This window comes from Sporosarcina luteola, assembly GCF_023715245.1.
Classification (GTDB): Bacteria; Bacillota; Bacilli; order Bacillales_A; family Planococcaceae; genus Sporosarcina; species Sporosarcina luteola_C.
The window spans coordinates 1,426,705-1,443,716 of the sequence record NZ_JAMBNV010000001.1 but is presented as its reverse complement, the minus strand read 5'-3'; the positions used below and the strand labels follow the sequence as shown (position 1 = coordinate 1,443,716).

20 protein-coding genes, 1 pseudogene and 1 riboswitch are annotated in these 17,012 nt (G+C 43.2%); of the genes and pseudogenes, 3 read left to right on the top strand and 18 right to left on the bottom strand.

Going from position 1 to position 17,012, the window contains the following annotated elements:
- Nucleotides 1-66 precede the first annotated feature (66 nt).
- Together M3152_RS06795 and M3152_RS06790 are read right to left on the bottom strand one after the other, a co-directional pair.
- Nucleotides 67-858, bottom strand: a pseudogene (locus M3152_RS06795) (ribonucleotide reductase N-terminal alpha domain-containing protein); the annotation flags it as partial.
- A gap of 168 nt (nucleotides 859-1,026) precedes the next feature.
- A complete protein-coding gene (locus M3152_RS06790) occupies nucleotides 1,027-1,896 on the bottom strand; it encodes a lipoate--protein ligase family protein (RefSeq protein WP_285846968.1) in 870 nt (289 codons plus the stop codon).
- 133 nt (nucleotides 1,897-2,029) lie between these two features.
- Between M3152_RS06790 and M3152_RS06785 the strand changes: the two genes are divergently transcribed.
- Nucleotides 2,030-2,347 carry a rhodanese-like domain-containing protein gene (locus M3152_RS06785; RefSeq protein ID WP_285847111.1) on the top strand — a complete coding sequence of 106 codons (318 nt, stop codon included), beginning with the start codon at nucleotides 2,030-2,032 and terminating at the stop codon, nucleotides 2,345-2,347.
- A 59-nt stretch (nucleotides 2,348-2,406) separates the two neighbouring features.
- Here M3152_RS06785 and gcvPB read toward each other — a convergent pair whose 3' ends face one another.
- From gcvPB to comGA, 10 genes are all read right to left on the bottom strand, one after another.
- A complete protein-coding gene (gene gcvPB, locus M3152_RS06780; protein ID WP_251694419.1) occupies nucleotides 2,407-3,885 on the bottom strand; it encodes an aminomethyl-transferring glycine dehydrogenase subunit GcvPB in 1,479 nt (492 codons plus the stop codon).
- Nucleotides 3,878-5,224, bottom strand: coding sequence for an aminomethyl-transferring glycine dehydrogenase subunit GcvPA (gene gcvPA / locus M3152_RS06775; protein ID WP_251694418.1), 1,347 nt, complete (start codon nucleotides 5,222-5,224; stop codon nucleotides 3,878-3,880). The genes gcvPB and gcvPA overlap by 8 nt, the downstream gene beginning before the upstream one ends.
- Before the next feature lie 25 nt (nucleotides 5,225-5,249).
- Nucleotides 5,250-6,347: a glycine cleavage system aminomethyltransferase GcvT gene (gcvT, locus tag M3152_RS06770; protein ID WP_435371929.1), complete on the bottom strand. Its 1,098-nt coding sequence runs from the start codon at nucleotides 6,345-6,347 to the stop codon at nucleotides 5,250-5,252.
- Between the two features lie 141 nt (nucleotides 6,348-6,488).
- A riboswitch (glycine riboswitch) is annotated at nucleotides 6,489-6,581 on the bottom strand.
- Nucleotides 6,582-6,765: 184 nt separating this feature from the next.
- The gene (locus M3152_RS06765) at nucleotides 6,766-7,278 is read right to left on the bottom strand and encodes a shikimate kinase (RefSeq protein WP_251694416.1); all 513 of its coding nucleotides are present in this window, start codon (nucleotides 7,276-7,278) and stop codon (nucleotides 6,766-6,768) included.
- A 164-nt stretch (nucleotides 7,279-7,442) separates the two neighbouring features.
- Nucleotides 7,443-7,892, bottom strand: a complete 450-nt coding sequence (comGF, locus tag M3152_RS06760; protein ID WP_251694415.1) for a competence type IV pilus minor pilin ComGF — start codon at nucleotides 7,890-7,892, stop codon at nucleotides 7,443-7,445.
- The gene (locus M3152_RS06755; protein ID WP_251694414.1) at nucleotides 7,877-8,179 is read right to left on the bottom strand and encodes a type II secretion system protein; all 303 of its coding nucleotides are present in this window, start codon (nucleotides 8,177-8,179) and stop codon (nucleotides 7,877-7,879) included. Before M3152_RS06755 ends, comGF begins: the two co-directional genes overlap by 16 nt.
- Complete coding sequence (locus M3152_RS06750; protein WP_251694413.1) at nucleotides 8,169-8,609, bottom strand: prepilin-type N-terminal cleavage/methylation domain-containing protein; 441 nt, start codon at nucleotides 8,607-8,609, stop codon at nucleotides 8,169-8,171. The genes M3152_RS06755 and M3152_RS06750 overlap by 11 nt, the downstream gene beginning before the upstream one ends.
- Complete coding sequence (gene comGC, locus M3152_RS06745; RefSeq protein ID WP_262173341.1) at nucleotides 8,599-8,934, bottom strand: competence type IV pilus major pilin ComGC; 336 nt, start codon at nucleotides 8,932-8,934, stop codon at nucleotides 8,599-8,601. The genes M3152_RS06750 and comGC overlap by 11 nt, the downstream gene beginning before the upstream one ends.
- 13 nt (nucleotides 8,935-8,947) lie before the next feature.
- Nucleotides 8,948-10,003, bottom strand: a complete 1,056-nt coding sequence (gene comGB, locus M3152_RS06740; protein WP_353056606.1) for a competence type IV pilus assembly protein ComGB — start codon at nucleotides 10,001-10,003, stop codon at nucleotides 8,948-8,950.
- Nucleotides 9,996-11,003 carry a competence type IV pilus ATPase ComGA gene (gene comGA, locus M3152_RS06735; RefSeq protein WP_251694411.1) on the bottom strand — a complete coding sequence of 336 codons (1,008 nt, stop codon included), beginning with the start codon at nucleotides 11,001-11,003 and terminating at the stop codon, nucleotides 9,996-9,998. The genes comGB and comGA overlap by 8 nt, the downstream gene beginning before the upstream one ends.
- 298 nt (nucleotides 11,004-11,301) lie before the next feature.
- On the opposite strand from comGA, the gene M3152_RS06730 reads away from it, so the two are divergent.
- Complete coding sequence (locus tag M3152_RS06730) at nucleotides 11,302-11,544, top strand: DUF2626 family protein (RefSeq protein WP_251624533.1); 243 nt, start codon at nucleotides 11,302-11,304, stop codon at nucleotides 11,542-11,544.
- Between the two features lie 42 nt (nucleotides 11,545-11,586).
- On the opposite strand, the gene M3152_RS06725 is transcribed toward M3152_RS06730, so the two are convergent.
- Nucleotides 11,587-12,225, bottom strand: coding sequence for an MBL fold metallo-hydrolase (locus tag M3152_RS06725; RefSeq protein ID WP_251694410.1), 639 nt, complete (start codon nucleotides 12,223-12,225; stop codon nucleotides 11,587-11,589).
- Nucleotides 12,226-12,385: 160 nt separating this feature from the next.
- On the opposite strand from M3152_RS06725, the gene M3152_RS06720 reads away from it, so the two are divergent.
- Entirely contained in the window at nucleotides 12,386-12,568 is a 183-nt protein-coding gene (locus tag M3152_RS06720; protein ID WP_251694409.1) for a DUF2759 domain-containing protein, read from the top strand.
- An 81-nt stretch (nucleotides 12,569-12,649) separates the two neighbouring features.
- Here M3152_RS06720 and M3152_RS06715 read toward each other — a convergent pair whose 3' ends face one another.
- From M3152_RS06715 to rpmG, 5 genes are all read right to left on the bottom strand, one after another.
- Nucleotides 12,650-13,750, bottom strand: a complete 1,101-nt coding sequence (locus tag M3152_RS06715; protein ID WP_251694408.1) for a hypothetical protein — start codon at nucleotides 13,748-13,750, stop codon at nucleotides 12,650-12,652.
- Between the two features lie 88 nt (nucleotides 13,751-13,838).
- The gene (locus tag M3152_RS06710; protein WP_251694407.1) at nucleotides 13,839-15,719 is read right to left on the bottom strand and encodes an LTA synthase family protein; all 1,881 of its coding nucleotides are present in this window, start codon (nucleotides 15,717-15,719) and stop codon (nucleotides 13,839-13,841) included.
- A 141-nt stretch (nucleotides 15,720-15,860) separates the two neighbouring features.
- A complete protein-coding gene (locus M3152_RS06705) occupies nucleotides 15,861-16,055 on the bottom strand; it encodes a YqgQ family protein (RefSeq protein WP_251694406.1) in 195 nt (64 codons plus the stop codon).
- Complete coding sequence (locus tag M3152_RS06700) at nucleotides 16,052-16,633, bottom strand: 5-formyltetrahydrofolate cyclo-ligase (RefSeq protein WP_251694405.1); 582 nt, start codon at nucleotides 16,631-16,633, stop codon at nucleotides 16,052-16,054. The genes M3152_RS06705 and M3152_RS06700 overlap by 4 nt, the downstream gene beginning before the upstream one ends.
- 63 nt (nucleotides 16,634-16,696) lie before the next feature.
- Nucleotides 16,697-16,846 carry a 50S ribosomal protein L33 gene (gene rpmG / locus M3152_RS06695; protein ID WP_060210366.1) on the bottom strand — a complete coding sequence of 50 codons (150 nt, stop codon included), beginning with the start codon at nucleotides 16,844-16,846 and terminating at the stop codon, nucleotides 16,697-16,699.
- Between the last annotated feature and the right edge of the window lie 166 nt (nucleotides 16,847-17,012).

Here is a 17,012-nt window from a genome sequence, read left to right as displayed (position 1 = left end):
GTGGTAAATAAGGCTCTAAGGGTGTTCCAGCAATTCACAGGATTTTACTCCCGCCATGTTTAGTTAACGGGAACCACCTTGTTCGACAAGATGTGTCAATTTCGCAATATCATCGAGCCATGATACTGAACCGGATGATTTTCCGTTGACGCCGCGTGCTAATGTATTACGTGGTCGTAGTGTGGAACCGTTCGTTCCAACACCGCCGCCACGGCTCATAATCTCCATTACCTGTTTACGGTGATCGGAAATGCCTTCACGGGAATCCGCCACGAACGGCATGACGTAACAATTGAAGAATGTCACTTCAGTATCAGATCCAGCACCGTATAATACACGGCCCGCCGGAATGAAGTTCAATTTGGAGAGTTGTCCATAGAAAGAATCGAACGACTCCTTGCGCCGCTCTTCCGTCTTTTCAACAGATGCGAGCCCTGTCGCATTCCGTTTGGCAATCTGCTCGTAGAATACTTCAAGCGGCTTTTCAATGACTTCAATTGGTCTCGTTATAATGCCTGTTTCCTGATTTTCGGGATTGTCGATTGCAGTGCGGTATTCCTTTTCAATCCAAATATCCGCTTTTCCATTCTTCTCATCAAGCGCAGTGATGAACCCAAGCCCCCTCGCTGGAAACTTCGGATCTTCCTTAACAGTCAATACGACGAAATCGCCGACCTTCAGTGTTTTCTTTTCTGTATCCTTGAAAGAATAACGATCGATCATGACAAGACGGGACACACCGCTGTGTTCAATTTTCATGTCTTCTGTAATTGGATGCACTTGCGGGAATTCGGCAATATCCGCATTCAACCGCGCTTTATCCAGAATTGGTTCCTGATGCTTTGAAACAATTACCATTAACGCATCCTCCCTCTGGTTTATTTTTGTCAACACAACATGTTGTGTTGATTCTATTCCCTAATCTACTACATATTGAAACCTGCCGCAATGATAAGATTTGAGACCGAAATATTCGCAGTTGATATTACGCACTTTTCGACAAAAAATAATTCGAAAGTGCCAGTCTCATTTTTTAAACGTCCAGTCTTTATTCGCATATTTTCTTTTTTCAACCTCTTCTACATAAAGAAGTTGCTCTGCAGTAAGTTCCATCGGTTGAAGGACGATATCTAAAGCTTTTTCAAACCCTGTTGCAAAAGCTCCAACACATTCCTCCACGGAGATTTCGCGATTAGTCAATCGATCGATGGCAACCGCTTTTTCCGGCAGGCTTTCGAGCATCCGCTTCCGACTTTCTTCAGACGGGAACTTGAATAAGGATACAAGCTTGTCCTCGTCCAAACCTAATAGGATCGCTCCATGCTGTAATATTACACCTTTCTGCCGGGTTTGGGCGCTTCCCGCGACTTTCTTCCCTTCGACGACAAGCTCATACCAGCTTGGAGCATCGAAACAAACAGCGCTTTTCGGCTTTTTAAGGTTATTGCTTTGCTCCTTTGAAGCCGGCAATGAAAATTCGGCATGCAGTCCAAGGTTCCGGAAGCCTTCTAAAAGACCGTCAGAAATGACACGATACGCCTCTGTGACGGTCTCCGGCATTCCAGGATAATCTTCAGTTACGATTACGCTATATGTAAGTTCATGCTCGTGCAGGACGCCTCTTCCGCCGGTTGGGCGACGTACGAATCCGAGTCCGTGTTTCTCAACCGCTTCCAAATCAATCTCCCTTTCGACGCTTTGAAAGTATCCGATTGAAAGTGTTGCCGGGTCCCACTCATAAAAACGCAGTACAGGCCCGATTTCTCCTCTGCTATGCCACTCCAACAACGCTTCGTCCAGCGCCATATTGTATGATGGCGAACATTTTCCTGAATTGATAAAATGCCAAACCGCCTTACCCAAATCATCTACCCCCTTACCTGCAATGCATATCATTTTATCATTCCCATTGAACAAGTGCTACTCATTCTTTATAATGGAATTATAGAAAGAAAGGGGAAAATCGGTTGTGGATTATATTATTCTTGGGGCGGTAGTGCTCGCCATCATTTTGTATTTTGTCATTACAATGTTCCGTGTCAAAAAGGCTGTTACAAACCTAACACAGGAGCAATTCATTGAAGGATACCGAAAAGCACAATTGATTGATGTACGTGAACCAAAAGAATATGAAGCGGGTCATATTTTAGGCGCTCGTAACATTCCATATTCACAATTCCGTCAGCGTTTTAAAGAAATCCGTCCGGACAAGCCGGTCTATCTTTATGATCAAAACGGCGGTAAAAGCTCACGAGCTGCGATGTATTTGAAGAAACGGGACTACACCCAGCTGTACCAGCTGCAAGGCGGATTCCGCACTTGGACTGGCAAAGTGAAAAGTAAATAATCATGTGAATAGACAAAGGAGAGACCCGGTTACAAGGTCTCTCCTTTTTTTATTCCATATCAAGCATTCACAGGCTCTTTTTCTTTTGTATATCTCAACACAGGTTGACGGGCGGCTTTCGTCTCGTCAAGACGGTTGATAACAGTCGTATGAGGGGCTTCCTGCACGATTTCCGGATTCTCCTCGACTTCTTTCGCAATTTGGATCATAGTATCGATGAAAGAATCAAGCGTCTCCTTCGATTCCGTTTCCGTTGGCTCGATCATGATTGCCTCTTCAACATTCAACGGGAAATAGATTGTAGGCGGATGGAAGCCGAAGTCGAGCAACCGTTTCGCCATATCCAATGTCCGTACGCCCAATTTCTTCTGACGGCGTCCAGATAATACGAACTCATGCTTACAGTGCTGCGTGTAAGGCAGGTCGAAATAAGGCTCGAGTCTGCGCATCATGTAGTTTGCATTCAACACCGCATTTTCCGTAACAGCTTTCAAGCCATCCGGACCCATTGAACGGATATATGTGTACGCACGCAAATAGATGCCGAAGTTGCCATAGAAAGGTTTGACGCGCCCGATTGATTGAGGAACGTCATATTTGAATGTATAACGGTTATCCTCTTTGACAAGAATCGGTTTCGGCAAGAACGGAGCCAATTCTTTCGTTACTCCGACAGGGCCTGAACCTGGGCCGCCGCCGCCGTGAGGACCTGTAAATGTCTTATGCAAATTCAAGTGGACCGCATCGAAGCCCATATCTCCAGGACGTGCTTTTGCCATAACAGCGTTCAAGTTCGCGCCGTCATAGTACAATTTCCCTCCTACGCCGTGTACAATTTCAGCCATCTCAAGAATATCTTCTTCAAAGAGACCTAATGTATTCGGATTCGTAAGCATGAGGGCAGCCGTATCCTGGCCGACCTTCGATTTCAAGTCATCAATATCGACAAGACCGAATTCATTTGACTTAACTGTAACTGTATCAAAGCCCGCCACTGTAGCGGAAGCAGGGTTTGTACCATGCGCGGAGTCCGGTACAAGCACCTTTGTACGGTGAGATTCCCCGTTAGCTTCGTGGAACGCACGGATCATCATGAGGGCAGTCCATTCCCCATGTGCACCTGCAGCTGGTTGAAGTGTCACTTCATCCATTCCGGTAATTTCTTCAAGATGTTCTTGTAGGTCATACATCATTTCCATTGCACCTTGGACAGTCGATTCATCCTGCAACGGGTGGATATTCGCAAAACCAGGGAATCTTGCCACTGCCTCATTGATTTTCGGATTATACTTCATCGTACAAGATCCAAGTGGATAGAAGCCAGTATCTACACCGTGGTTACGATTGGATAGTGCTGTATAATGGCGCATAATATCAAGTTCTGATACTTCTGGAAGCTCAGGAGATTCCTCTCTGAGAAGACCTTCCGGCAAATGGCTTGAAAGATCGATTTCAGGAACATCTAGCTCAGGCAAACTATAGCCGATTCGGCCTGCTTTTGTAATTTCAAAAATGAGCGGTTGGTTGTCTTTATGCATGAAGGGCCTCCATTTCCTGCACAAGTGCATCAATTTCTTCTTTCGTACGTTGTTCCGTAACGGCAATTAAAACATGGTTGGAAAGCTCTGGATACGTTAATCCAAGATCATATCCGCCGATGATCCCTTTTTCAAGAAGCTTCGAGTTCACTTCTTTAACCGGCTTATTTATTACCACGACAATTTCATTGAAATGAACCCCGCCGTACTTCACTTCGAAACCAGCTTTCTCAAAAGAACTTTTCGCATATGCGGTTTTTGCGATATTTTGGTATGCAATTTCCTTTGTACCAGCTTTTCCTAAGGCGGTCATTGCAACCGAAGCTGCAAGAGCATTCAGTGCTTGGTTCGAACAAATATTGGATGTGGCCTTGTCACGTCGGATATGTTGTTCACGTGCTTGAAGCGTCAATACGTATCCGCGTCTGCCTTCGCTGTCAGTAGTTTCCCCTACCAATCTTCCTGGCATTTTCCTCATCAACTTTTTAGTAGTTGCAAAGTATCCGCAATGCGGGCCGCCGAACTGTTCGGAAATTCCGAACGGCTGTGCATCACCGACTGTAATATCCGCGCCTAATTTTCCTGGAGGCGTCAATACACCTAGTGCTAGCGGATTCGCCGATACGACTAACAATCCGCCTTTGTCATGAGTAATGTCTCCAATTTTTTGGATGTCTTCCACCTGACCGAAGAAGTTCGGATATTGTACGAGAACTGCTGCTGTATTATCATCGAGCAACTCCTCAAGCAATGCCATATCCGTCACCCCATCTTTATGAGGAATCGTTACCACATCGATAAATTGGCCCGCCGCGTAAGACGCCACTACGTCCCGCGCTTCAGGATGAACTGTTTCGGAAACGAGGATTTTAGTGCGGCGTGTATGTCCTGCCGCCATCGTCCCAGCTTCAGCCAATGAAGTGCCGCCGTCATACATCGATGAGTTGGCAATGTCCATGCCCGTCAATTCACAGATCATCGTTTGGAATTCAAAGATGGCTTGCAATTCTCCTTGAGAAATCTCTGGTTGGTATGGTGTATAGGCTGTATAGAATTCGGAACGCGATATGACATGATCGACGATGATCGGTTTATAATGATCATACACACCTGCTCCTAAGAATGATGCATAGGTGCGCGCATCCGCGTTTTTGGCTGCAAGTTGTGCAAGCTCCTTCGTCAATGCGGACTCCGCTTTCGCTGGTTTAATATTCAATTCACCTTTAAAACGGACTTTCTCCGGAATATCTTCAAAAAGCTCATCAACTGTCGCAATCCCGATTGCTGATAGCATTTCTTCACGATCCGTCTCCGTCATAGGAATATAACGATGCTTCATATCAACATGTCTCCTCTTCATTCATTTATCGTTTATAGAAAGGTGTGGCAATCAATTTCGCTTTCAGACGTTTGCCACGGATTTCAACTTCAACTTCAGTTCCTTGAGCTGTATGCTCCGTTGCAAGAAGTGCGAATCCGATATTCTTTTTCAGTGTAGGCGATTGGGTTCCCGTAGTGACTTCCCCGATTTCCTCGTCGCCAATGAAGACTTTATAGCCTGTCCGCGGAATTCCTTTATCGATCATTTCAAGACCGACCAGTTTCCTTGGAACACCATTTTCCTTTTGTTCAGTTAGCACTTCTTTACCTATGAAATCAGCTTCCTTATTCAACTTCACGACAAAGCCAAGGCCTGTTTCTAGCGGAGTAATGTCTTTCGATAACTCCTGGCCGTAAAGTGGCAGTCCTGCTTCGAATCGAAGAGTATCGCGGGCTCCTAAACCGGCAGGAACCACACCTTCCTCTTCTCCCGCTTCCAAAATGGCCGGCCATAGAGCGACCATCGATTCCGGCGATCCATAGATTTCGAAACCATCTTCACCGGTATACCCTGTCCGGGAAATGAGAACATTGTGCCCTGCGACATCGACATTTTCTTTGAAACGGAAGAACTTGATTTCATCCAATGGTTCGAAAGTCAATTTCTGCAAAACTTCCTGCGCTTTCGGACCTTGTAATGCTAGTAGGCCGAATTCGTTCGAACGGTCATCGATGACCACATCTCCCGTCACATGCTGCTTCATCCATTCAACGTCTTTTTCGATGTTCGATGCGTTCACGACTAGAAGATAATCATTCTCTTTCCTTTTGTAGATGAGAAGATCATCTACTGTGCCGCCATTCTCATAACACATTGCAGTGTATTGCGCTTGACCGTCCTTCAATTTGGAGACATCATTGGTAACCAACCCTTGCAGGAAGGAAAGTGAATCTGGGCCAGAAACAAAAACTTCGCCCATATGCGATACGTCAAATAGGCCAGCTTTAGTTCTAACAGCTTCATGTTCGGCCTTAATGCTCGAAAACTGAACTGGCAGTTCCCAACCACCGAAATCAATCGTTTTTCCACCGTACTGTTGATAACTATCAAATAGTGCAGTGCGTTTCAAAGTTCCTGTCAAAGTCATATCCCCCTTGAAATGAATGATGAAAAAAAGACAGAAGTCCCCTTGTAATAAGAGAACCTCTGTCCATGTACCTGAAAGTTTGACCTTGCGGCTTTCCTCTTTGGTGGCCGAAATAATCGGCGCTCTCCAGAGACGCGTCATGAATGAGTCTTTTTGCCTGAGAGATTCATAACTTCCGTTACTTGCTCCTTCGGCGACGCCTAATGCGTGCTCTCCCCATCCAATCATCCGCCATATTTAATTAAAAATAAAATGAGTAAAATTCGGACAAGTAACTGCCCTTTCGCCTCATATCTTAACATTTTATTTTTAATAGCGCAATCCTTTTTGATGTATTATTAAATTGCCGAACGTTTTTTATCCAGAACTATTAATTGTTCGTGTTTAAATAAACAAATATTTCAGTGTGCAGTCATTGGATAGTCAATCTAACAATCTGAGACGCAATATACTGAGTAATCTCATTCAATGTCCTATTTGTCGTTTCGACTTTAAAATGAGCGCTTTGCAAATAAAGCGGCTTTCTCTTGTGAAAGAGCCTCTCCAATTCATGTCTGGAAGATCGCTGAACGATCGGTCTGTTGCTATCGGTGGAAATCCTTCGCCAAATATCACGGAATGTTGAATTCAAAAAAAATACAAGTCCTGTCCTTCTCATAATTTTCCTGTTTTCCTCTCGCATTGCAACACCGCCGCCGGTCGCAATGATGCAATAGCTGTCATGGAAAGTACGTAGGAATTCGGTTTCCATTTCCCTGAACGACTCCTCTCCGTATGTTTCGAAGATTTGAGGGATTGTCATTCCTGTCCGTTTGGCAATTTCCGTATCCATATCGTAAAAAGGCAAATTCAACAATGTCCCCAGCCGCTTGCCGATGGCGCTTTTTCCGCTTCCCATGAAACCGACCAAGTATACTCTCTTCATATCTCTACCCGCCTTGCCTCATTAACTTTGATGTTTCGTTCTCGTAATGGAGTTCAATTGAATCGTAAGTTCTGTATAGATTACTATGCCACGAAACAATAGTAAAAAGAAAGAGGCTGACGAGAAAAAGTAAAATTAGCGAAGCCGCCAAAATGACTCCTTGCTCATTCTTGGCGAAACCCAATTGCAAATCTCCTTTCCCGCTTCCACCCGTCAAGCATCGTCACTTCCACATTGAGCTCATACCCTTCATGATTAAAAAAGACACTTGAGATGTTCGTGAAGAGAGGTATATACCCAGTATTATTTATCGATTTTCGAATGACATTATTACTTTGGCCCACTTCTATTTTCCCTCTTTCATTTGTGAATGTAATGGCCCTGTTACCCATATGGACATTGAAATCGTCGACATCAACCAACAATGCTTGCAGGTCGATTGCAAAAAGCTCCCACTCAGTCGCATAATAATCTTGTAATTGACGTTCAATCGGCAGTTTCCAATAAAAGAACAGAACGAAAAAATGAAGGAATATGCCCATGATTAGTAACTGAAACAAAGCTTCCAGAAGAGAGTATCCTGATTCATTACGGAGCTTCAGAATGCTATGCATTTCATGAATTCCCGTTCTATGTAATGATAGGTTACACAGATGCCCTCACCTTCAACAGACCAATTGTACAATGTCTTCTCTATCCGGTTTGTCCCTGTCACTATTCCGTATGAACGATAGAGAATGGCGCTATGGTAGGCGGATTCCGCTGCATGCATGTCGAGTCTCTTCACTTCAAGACGCGTCGAAATAGTAGAATAGAATGGCAACAGCGTTCCAAAAATCACTGTAATAATGACAAGGGATAAAATTGATTCCGGCCATGAATAGCCTCTTTCATTGATCATAGACGAGCACCCTCCCGTGCTGTAGTTGCAATGTCAAACGCTTGTCACCGGCCGATGTACGCAAAATGACCGTTCCCGGATTGATTATATGGCCTTTCGGATGAAATTCGATTGCACTGATCCGATTGCCGCCCCTTACCCAGTGCATACCTTCCGGAAAATCAATCGTGGAATATGTCACTGAACTAGGGGCATACAAGCTATAGGATGTACCGGAATTCCGAAACTTGATTGCTGTATACGTTTCGTTCGCCATCGCATATGCCTGGGCATGATGAATCGTTGCTATGAATGTGTACAGCGCGTCTTCCTCGCTATGCCTCGTTATCCATCGATCTCCGACAGGTAGTATTACAGCAGTCAGAACTGCGACGACGCTCAATACTAAAAGCATTTCCAGGAATGTGAAGCCGTTTTCGTCAGTCTTCATCGCTATCCTTCGGAGGATTTAGAATCGGGGTCGTAACTATACCGCTATCAATCGAAACTTCAGATCCATCCGGACACTTCGCACCATTTGGCAAATAACCACCTCTCTCCAAGTCTTCAATGCTCGGATTAGTATGCTTCTCCATTTTATATGCCGCAACCTGTCCCTCCACCATTTTCACATATGCCTCGCATCCCTTTTCATCAATCGATTTCGAATGTTTTGTCACGTTCGGTATGGCGATCAGTACCAGAACGGAAATGATAAGCAATACGATCATCATCTCTATTAATGTGAACCCTTCTTCTTCCTTGACTAGTTTCAATCTTTCCTCCTCCTTAAAAGTTGTCAAACGTACTGTAAACCGGCAGGAGCAATGCAAGATATGCAGCCAAGATGCAGACGGCCAATATTGCGAACAATATGGGCTGCAGCAGTGCAAGCCATCTTGCCATCTCCTCTTCGATCATGTCATGAAGATTTTCACTGAACAGTAGAAGTTCCTTTCCCAAGTGGCCCGTATCGGAACCATGCTTCACGTAGGCGCATAACTCCTTTCGAAGACCAACTGTCAGTTGGATTGCTGTATCAAAATTCTCGCCATAGATCACATGCCCTTTGATTGTCTTTGCAATTTCGCCCAGGATGGGATCCACTTCTTGCTCAACCAACACTTCGAGTGAATCTTGTATAGATAGTCCCGACTGAAGAAGGCCACCGATTTCACCGGCAAAATCCCTTGTCTTCCATTTCGAATGTAGCGGACCGACAAACGGAATGGCCAGAAGGAAACGAATTTTTTCGAACGGCAACAGCCTGCGATAGATAAGATTTCCAATCCAAGCCAATACGATAATAAACACACCGAATCCGAGCATTACATCGGGAATTTTCGATACAAGGAGTGGCAGCAGGGTAACAAAGCCGGTTCCAGCTTCATTCCTTGCTACAGCCATCGTTTGCAGATTCGGAAGAAAATAGCTTCTGAAAACTACTAGAAAGATGGCCAGAAAGAAAAAGAGAATAATCGGATAAACCAATAGACTCCGCAGCTTCCTCTTTCTTTCTTGAGACTGCTTCATTCTTTCTGCAATTCCTTTTAAGGCATCCGCCAATCTTCCATCCACTTCCGAGATGATGACAGGTAAAAGGATGTTTGAAGAAAAACCAAGTCTTCTAAGAATTTCTGTTACGCCAAGTCCATCCTTTAAATCCTTTTCTACCTGAATTAGCAGTTCACTGTATTGTTTGGAATGGTGAGGCATAAGCAGAACCAACCCATCATGGAATGTGTAGCCCTCTTGCATGAGGAGTGATAGCCTCCCTAAAAATGCTGGTCGATTCTCAATACGATGCCCTGGTCGTTTAACAAGTCGCCTTCCGTTCTTAACCACTGGATATCATTTTCTTCATGCTATATTTTTTTATGATGGCATCTATCGTCAATTCTTTCGGCACTGTTACATGCTCTCCTGAAATGATCCCTACAGCGATGGATTCCAATAGATCGCCTTGGATAATTTCAAATACTGCACCGATGTCTCCATCTGTTTTTCTAATGAGACGCTGGGCAGATATGCATACAACCGTTTGCCTCAATTCTTCTGGTGTGATTCCGAAATCCATCATTCTATAGAAGCAGCCTTCCGGGTCTTTCGAGTGGACCGTCGTCAGTACTAAATGCCCCGTCAGTGCAGCCGCCACCGCTGTTTTTGCGGTTTCAGAATCCCTGATTTCCCCAATCATGATGACGTCCGGGGAATGTCTAAGTATTGCTTTCAAGCCAGCAGCATAGGTCATACCGGATCTTTCATTTACCTGTATTTGAAGAAGGTGAGAATGGTTGTTTTCAACCGGATCTTCGAGGGAAATCACATGTCTTTCAAGCTGATTGACACAATGGGCAGTAAGGGAATAGATTGTCGTCGTCTTCCCGCTTCCGGTCGGACCGGTTAACAAGACTAGCCCTTGTCTCTCTTCTGCGGCGCGCCGCAGTTTCATTTCCCAGACAGGCTCGATGCAGAGCTTATCGAGAGGGACAATTTGATCATGCCTTTGAATACGGATGACAACACTTTCTTTCATTTGGATAGAGGGAATTGTCGATACACGAAACGAGAAGTTCTCGTCATGCATTTTTTTGTGAAATGAACCACTTTGGGGTTTTCGTTTATCACTGATATCTAAGGAGGAGAGAAACTTATAAAAGGAGATCATACGGGCGGCCAACTGTGGGGGAAATGTGCCGGACCGTTCGAGTTTTGAATTCTTTTTGAAACAAATATCATACCGATCTTGCAGCGGAACGAGGTGGATGTCTGTCGCCTCATTGGCAATCGCCCGTTCTAATAGTTCGAAACATTTTTTCTCAATGAGATTATCACGGTTTTCCATTGAACACCCCTCTTTCAATAGGTGAAAGACCGCTTTTCACCTTACAACGAGTATACGGTGAACGATTTGAAAAAGGAATACTTATAAGTGAATTCGATTTTTAAGGGCCGTTTCCGGCTTGAATTCAATTTTCACATGGCATTTTCGGCTCAAAATCGATTTTTGGAGGTATAAGATCAATATGCAGTCCATGCATTTGTCACAATGTCGACTTGATAGGAGTTTACTTTTCGAATAGCTATCCATTATAATGAATAAGAGATCTTTGTATTGTTTTACGTTAAGGAGGGACGCACTTATGGATAACATGTTCAAGCTATGCGGTTTTTGGACTGGCATTTTCGCTGTAATGTTTTTCGTCGGCGATATGATGACAGCTTCCGTCATTTTCATCGCTAGCACTATTTTCTTCCTGTTGCTTGGATATTTGAATCTAACAGAGCGTATGTATATGTACATGTTTGGAGCTTACCTTATGATTTTCATGGTAGGATTCAGCTATTATGCGACATTCATTCACGTACCAGGTGCAGGACATTAATCGTCCTAAAAGAAAAAACAGCCCATCCGGCTGTTTTTTCTTTTAGGAAAATCCGTTCAAAAAGGGATTCATATCCTTTTCTTCTTCAGTCGTTGTCGAAGGGCCATGCCCAGGATACACAACAATCTCATCATCCAAAGTCAATAGCTTGTCATGGATAGACTGAAGCAAGGTTTTCGTATCTCCTCCGGGAAGATCTGTCCGGCCGATACTGCCCTTGAAGAGGGTATCTCCGACCACCGCAAATTGTGCCTCCTTAAAAACGAACGAGACGCTGCCGGGAGAATGACCGGGAGTATGACGGACCTCCAATTGGAATGGACCAATATTCAATTCACCTTCTTGAAGGAATTGATCAGCATCCTTATTTTTCACGAGTGGCAAACCGGGGTATCTAGAAGAACCATTCAAATCTGGATTTCCAAGCCAATCATGTTCTGCCTCATGAATATGAACCGGTATGCCAAAATGGTTCCTCACCCGATCCACTGCACCGATATGATCAAAGTGCGCATGTGTTAAAAGGATTGCAAGCGGTTTGCCATTCGCTTTTTCGATTTCGGCAATGATTCGATCCCCTTCCTCTCCCGGGTCGATCACTAAACACTCCCCTTCACGACTGTAGACTACATAACAATTCGTTTGAATCGGGCCTAATGGATATGTACGTATTTCAAGCATCCTTCACACCTCCTTTACCTGATAATAATGGACTTATAACTGGATTTCAAACAATCGTCATTTATATGCCTCGACAAAATTTGTAGGAAACAGTACAATAGAAGAGGAATATTGCTTAATCGGCATTCATTTTTTCTCTGTTGAAAGGAGTGTCTTCCGCATGAACATCTTAATGGTAATTTTCGGACTCGTTGCGATCTTTGCTGTAATTGGAACTGTACAAGCTTTCAAAGAGCGCAATGTGTTGAGCATTTTGTTCAATGTTGCAGCTGCCTTGATTTTTGGCGGTTTTACAATTGCAACAATTGTCTTCCAAGGATATCCACCTGCTCTTGTACATTAATTAGCATTTGTTATAAAAAACATCCCCTGCATTTAGTTGCAGAGGATGTTTTTTATTTCTTCAGCAGTGTACTGTTAGACATCAGTTGTCAATTTCAATCCACTTATGTTTTTCCTTCGTTTTCATGTCGATCAACTCATCCGACGTATAACCGTTTACACAATAACGCCTTGATGGCGAGCATTTTAACGGTCCTGCGTCCAACCCATTTGTAAGCTGCTCCAGATTACCGTTTTCAATGAGGTATAAATTAAATCCCGATGCCATTTCATCCAGTTGACCACTTTTTTCAGCGCTTTTCACAATCAGCCGATTTCCATCGAGCCATTCAATCTCCGGAGTGACCCACTCTGAATAATTGCTAACAGCAGGCAATGTCCATCCGGCAATAACAGTGCCTTCTAGATTTCTAATTGTATAGTTAAAAGCATCTTGATCGTTAACCTGAACGACAACGAGGGAGTCTTCAAACACATCATGATAAATCACGTTATCCATTTCAATTGTCCTGGTTTCCTCTGTATCCAATTGGAACAAACGGACCTCTCCTCCGTCAAGCGGATGCCCGTTGAACAACAAGCCCATAATCCGGTCATTACTTGCCCATTTGGAAAAGGGATCATCAAAATTCACAACGGAAAGGCTATCATCTAAACCATCAAATGCAAACAGGTCAAAGGACCAATCTTCTTGAAAAGCTGCAAAAAGTATTTTATCTGGGTTATCTCGATTCCATTCGACGGAAAGCTCTATCGAATCAATCTCGGCCTGATGTTGTATCGTTCCATCCATTCCGATTACCTTAACAACTGCGGCATTTGCTTGTTCACTCGTATGTACTAACAGATAATCGCGGGAAGGATGGACGAGGACATCGATAATAAATGATTCATCCTTGTATACCAACCCCGATTCGCCCGTTTCGATATCGAAATAGTTCACTTTGTACATGCCCTCATCTTTTTCAACGTACAGAATCCGCGTGTCAGTCAGCCAATCTGCAATGAAATGAAAGCTCGAAGGGTCTGCTTTAAAGACATGGGGAGTCGGCGGTTCAGCTGGCTTTTCCACAAGATTTGACGGTTCTTCGATGTCAGGTTGCACAGAAGGCTGTACCTTCTGTTCCGAACAGGCTGACATGATGAAGACGCTCACCAGAAGCAGATACCATATTCTTTTCATTCGCCTCTCCCCCTTCCTTCATTCTTTCAAAAAAAATCTGCACGGTAAACGAACCCGTGCAGAACATAGTTGTTACGCCTGGATCGGCTTATTCCTGTTCTTCAACCCTATCTTTGTCCGTGAATCTTAGCAAGTCTCCATTGATGATCAAATCGGAGTAGCCAAGTTCGGTAGAAGCGCGGTCAATATACGGTTCACACGCCGCTCCTTCTGTTTCTTCTCCGGTTTTTATATCATAGCAAACCTCGTGAGCGTAAATATAATCCTCTGTCACCAAGCGTCCATCCCTGAAAATGACAAACGGTTCGTGATCCGGTGAGAATATGTCCGCACCCAACTGCATGTCTTCTTTCGTATCGATGCCTAGTAAATGCAGGACTGTCGGTCTCACATCCAGTTGACCGGAAAGCTCATGGATCGTTTTACCTTTTCCATTACCAGGTATATGCACGAACATCGGCACTTTTTGCAATTCAACATTATCAAGTGGAGTGATTTCCTTATCCAAATACATGCCCATCGCTTTATTGTGATTTTCCGAAATACCATAATGGTCTCCATACATAACAATTATGGAATTGTCATACAAACCGTTTTTCTTCAATTCTTCAAAGAAGATTTTAATGGACTCATCCATATAACGAGCTGTCTGGAAATATTTATTCAATGTTTTTGAATTGGAGTCGTATGCAGGAATCATCATATCTTCTTCATCCAAATCAAATGGATGGTGGTTCGTCAACGTGATCATTCTCGTTGAAAATGGTTGTGGCATTGTCTTCATCAATTCCACAGATTGTTCAAAGAACGGTATATCTTTCATACCCCAGTTGACAGCCTGCCCCTCGCCAATTTCATAGCTTTCAACATCGTAGAATTTCTGAATGCCCAAAGCTTGATACATGATGTCACGGTTCCAGAAGCTACGGTTGTTCGCATGCATGACACTCGTGAAGTATCCGTTCTCACCTAACTTTTCAGACATCGAATTGAATGTATTCCCACTGTTCGTGAAGAAGACGGCACCGCCATTTCGGCCGTATAATGAGTTTTCCACGATGAATTCAGAGTCGGAGGTTTTACCCAGCCCTGTCTGATGATAAAAGTTATCGAAATAGAATGTATCTGGATCATTTGTCAGTTCGTTGAGGAATGGGGTAATTTCATGACCATTCATTTCATTATTGATAACGAAGCTTTGAAGTGATTCCAAAGAAACAAAGATCACATTTCGCCCTTCCGCAACACCGAACATTTTCGGATCGGGTTCTGCATAATTGGCATTAATGTAGTTCGCCACTTCAGCCAGCTCACTGCCATCGGCAAGCGCTCGTTGTGCATGCGTTTTCGATTGGATGAACAGATCATAAATGTGATAATTGAATGTCCCTATATTTTTAACGAGCAATTCCCGATCGAAGCTTCGAGTCAACAGCTGCGGTCTTTGAGCTTCGGATAATCCTAAGTTGACCATCAATACTGTTGCAGCAACTACGAAATAGAGCTTGCGCCCAATGCTTCGTTGGCTTTGGGAGCTTTCCGAAACTGGGATGAACTTGATAGCCAATGCAATTATGATAACATCCGCAAAGAAGAATATATCCCAAGGATGTATATTGGCACCTACGGAAGACGATAGATCTCCAAAGTTGCTTGTTTGGAACAATACTGGCAATGTAATGAAATCATTAAAAAATCGATAAAACACAGCGTTGCTGAACATAACGATTGATGTTAGCAAACTGATTGAAAATATATAGATATTACGTCGTTTTTCATTCTTCATGAATAAGGCCATGCCATAAATGAACAATAGAAAACTAAGTGGGTTAATGAACAGAATGAATTCCTGCATCACATTATCGATTTTCATAGAAAAGCTAGTGATGTAGCCAATATACGTCGTTAACCACGTAGCAATAATTGCAATGACGAGTATGGAATGTTTGGGCCAAGTTGCTTTTTTCATACATGATCTTCCTTTCATAAGTAAAACATCTATTTGTAAATTCATCTTATCTTTTGGACATACACTACATATAATAGACGGATGAAACGCAAAAAAGTTTCATTTTTAATTAAAAACTGGAGGGAATTGATTTGGGAAAAATTAATCAGACCTTTTACCCAATTCTCTTTTCAAAATTAGAACCGCAGGCAAGTAATCCTCTTTCATAATCAACCCATTTTCAAATAGCTCTTTCACTTCGGACATCATCATTTCGATATCTGTTTTTTGATTCCCTGTATATATAAAAATGCCGAACCGTTTAAGAAGTTGCAGGACATCTAAGAAATGATTCATTTGGCATCACGTATTTTCAGACATTGTATCACTTTGTTTTCAGTAATAATCATATTGACCGGAATGTCATGTTCTTCAATGGGCACGTCTTGGGAAGTTTGATGATTAAACGCCAATGATACCCGATTGCCGCAGTAGTCAGATAAATACCGATCATAATACCCACCGCCGAATCCGATTCTGAAGCCTTCATCGGAAAAAACGACTCCGGGAATAATCTGGAGGTCGATTTGTCCTTTATCAATGGAATCCGTCCTTCCGACTATCGGTTCCTTCAAATCCATATAGACCGTTTCCAGATCATCCAAGGACGTAATGAGTCTGAAATCCATCTCCCTTGTATCTGGGTTGCATTTCGGAACGGCAACTTGCTTTCCCGATTCCCATGCAGATTCAATCAAAGGAAGTGTATCCACTTCCGGAAAGCGAGATATAGTGACCCCGATCGTTCGGGCAGAAACATACTCCTCGCATGTATATAGACGTTCCAAAATCGCTGCAGATTTTCTAGCATGTTCAGAATGATTCATATCTCTCATGATTGTTATCATCATTTTACGTTTGGACAATTTACTCATAGAAGTATTCCCTCCATTCTGAAATAAAAAACCAAAACCCGTGAAGAGTTTTGGCATGAGCGATTATTTCGTTTCACGGTGCAAAGTTTGTTTCTTTTCACGTGAGCAGTATTTTTTCATTTCAAGACGTTCCGGATTGTTACGCTTGTTTTTCTTTGTAATATAATTACGCTCTCCACATTCTGTGCAAGCAAGTGTAATATTTACGCGCATTGTTGTCCCTCCCACTCATTAGCAATATAAATTAATATGAGCATGATTTATACGACTTTTCAATTGTATCATATCACACGGTGATGTAAAGAAGAAAGTTTCAAATTACATTCGGAAGATGCATATGTTACTATGGGAACAAAGTAATTTATTCCCGGAGGTTGTT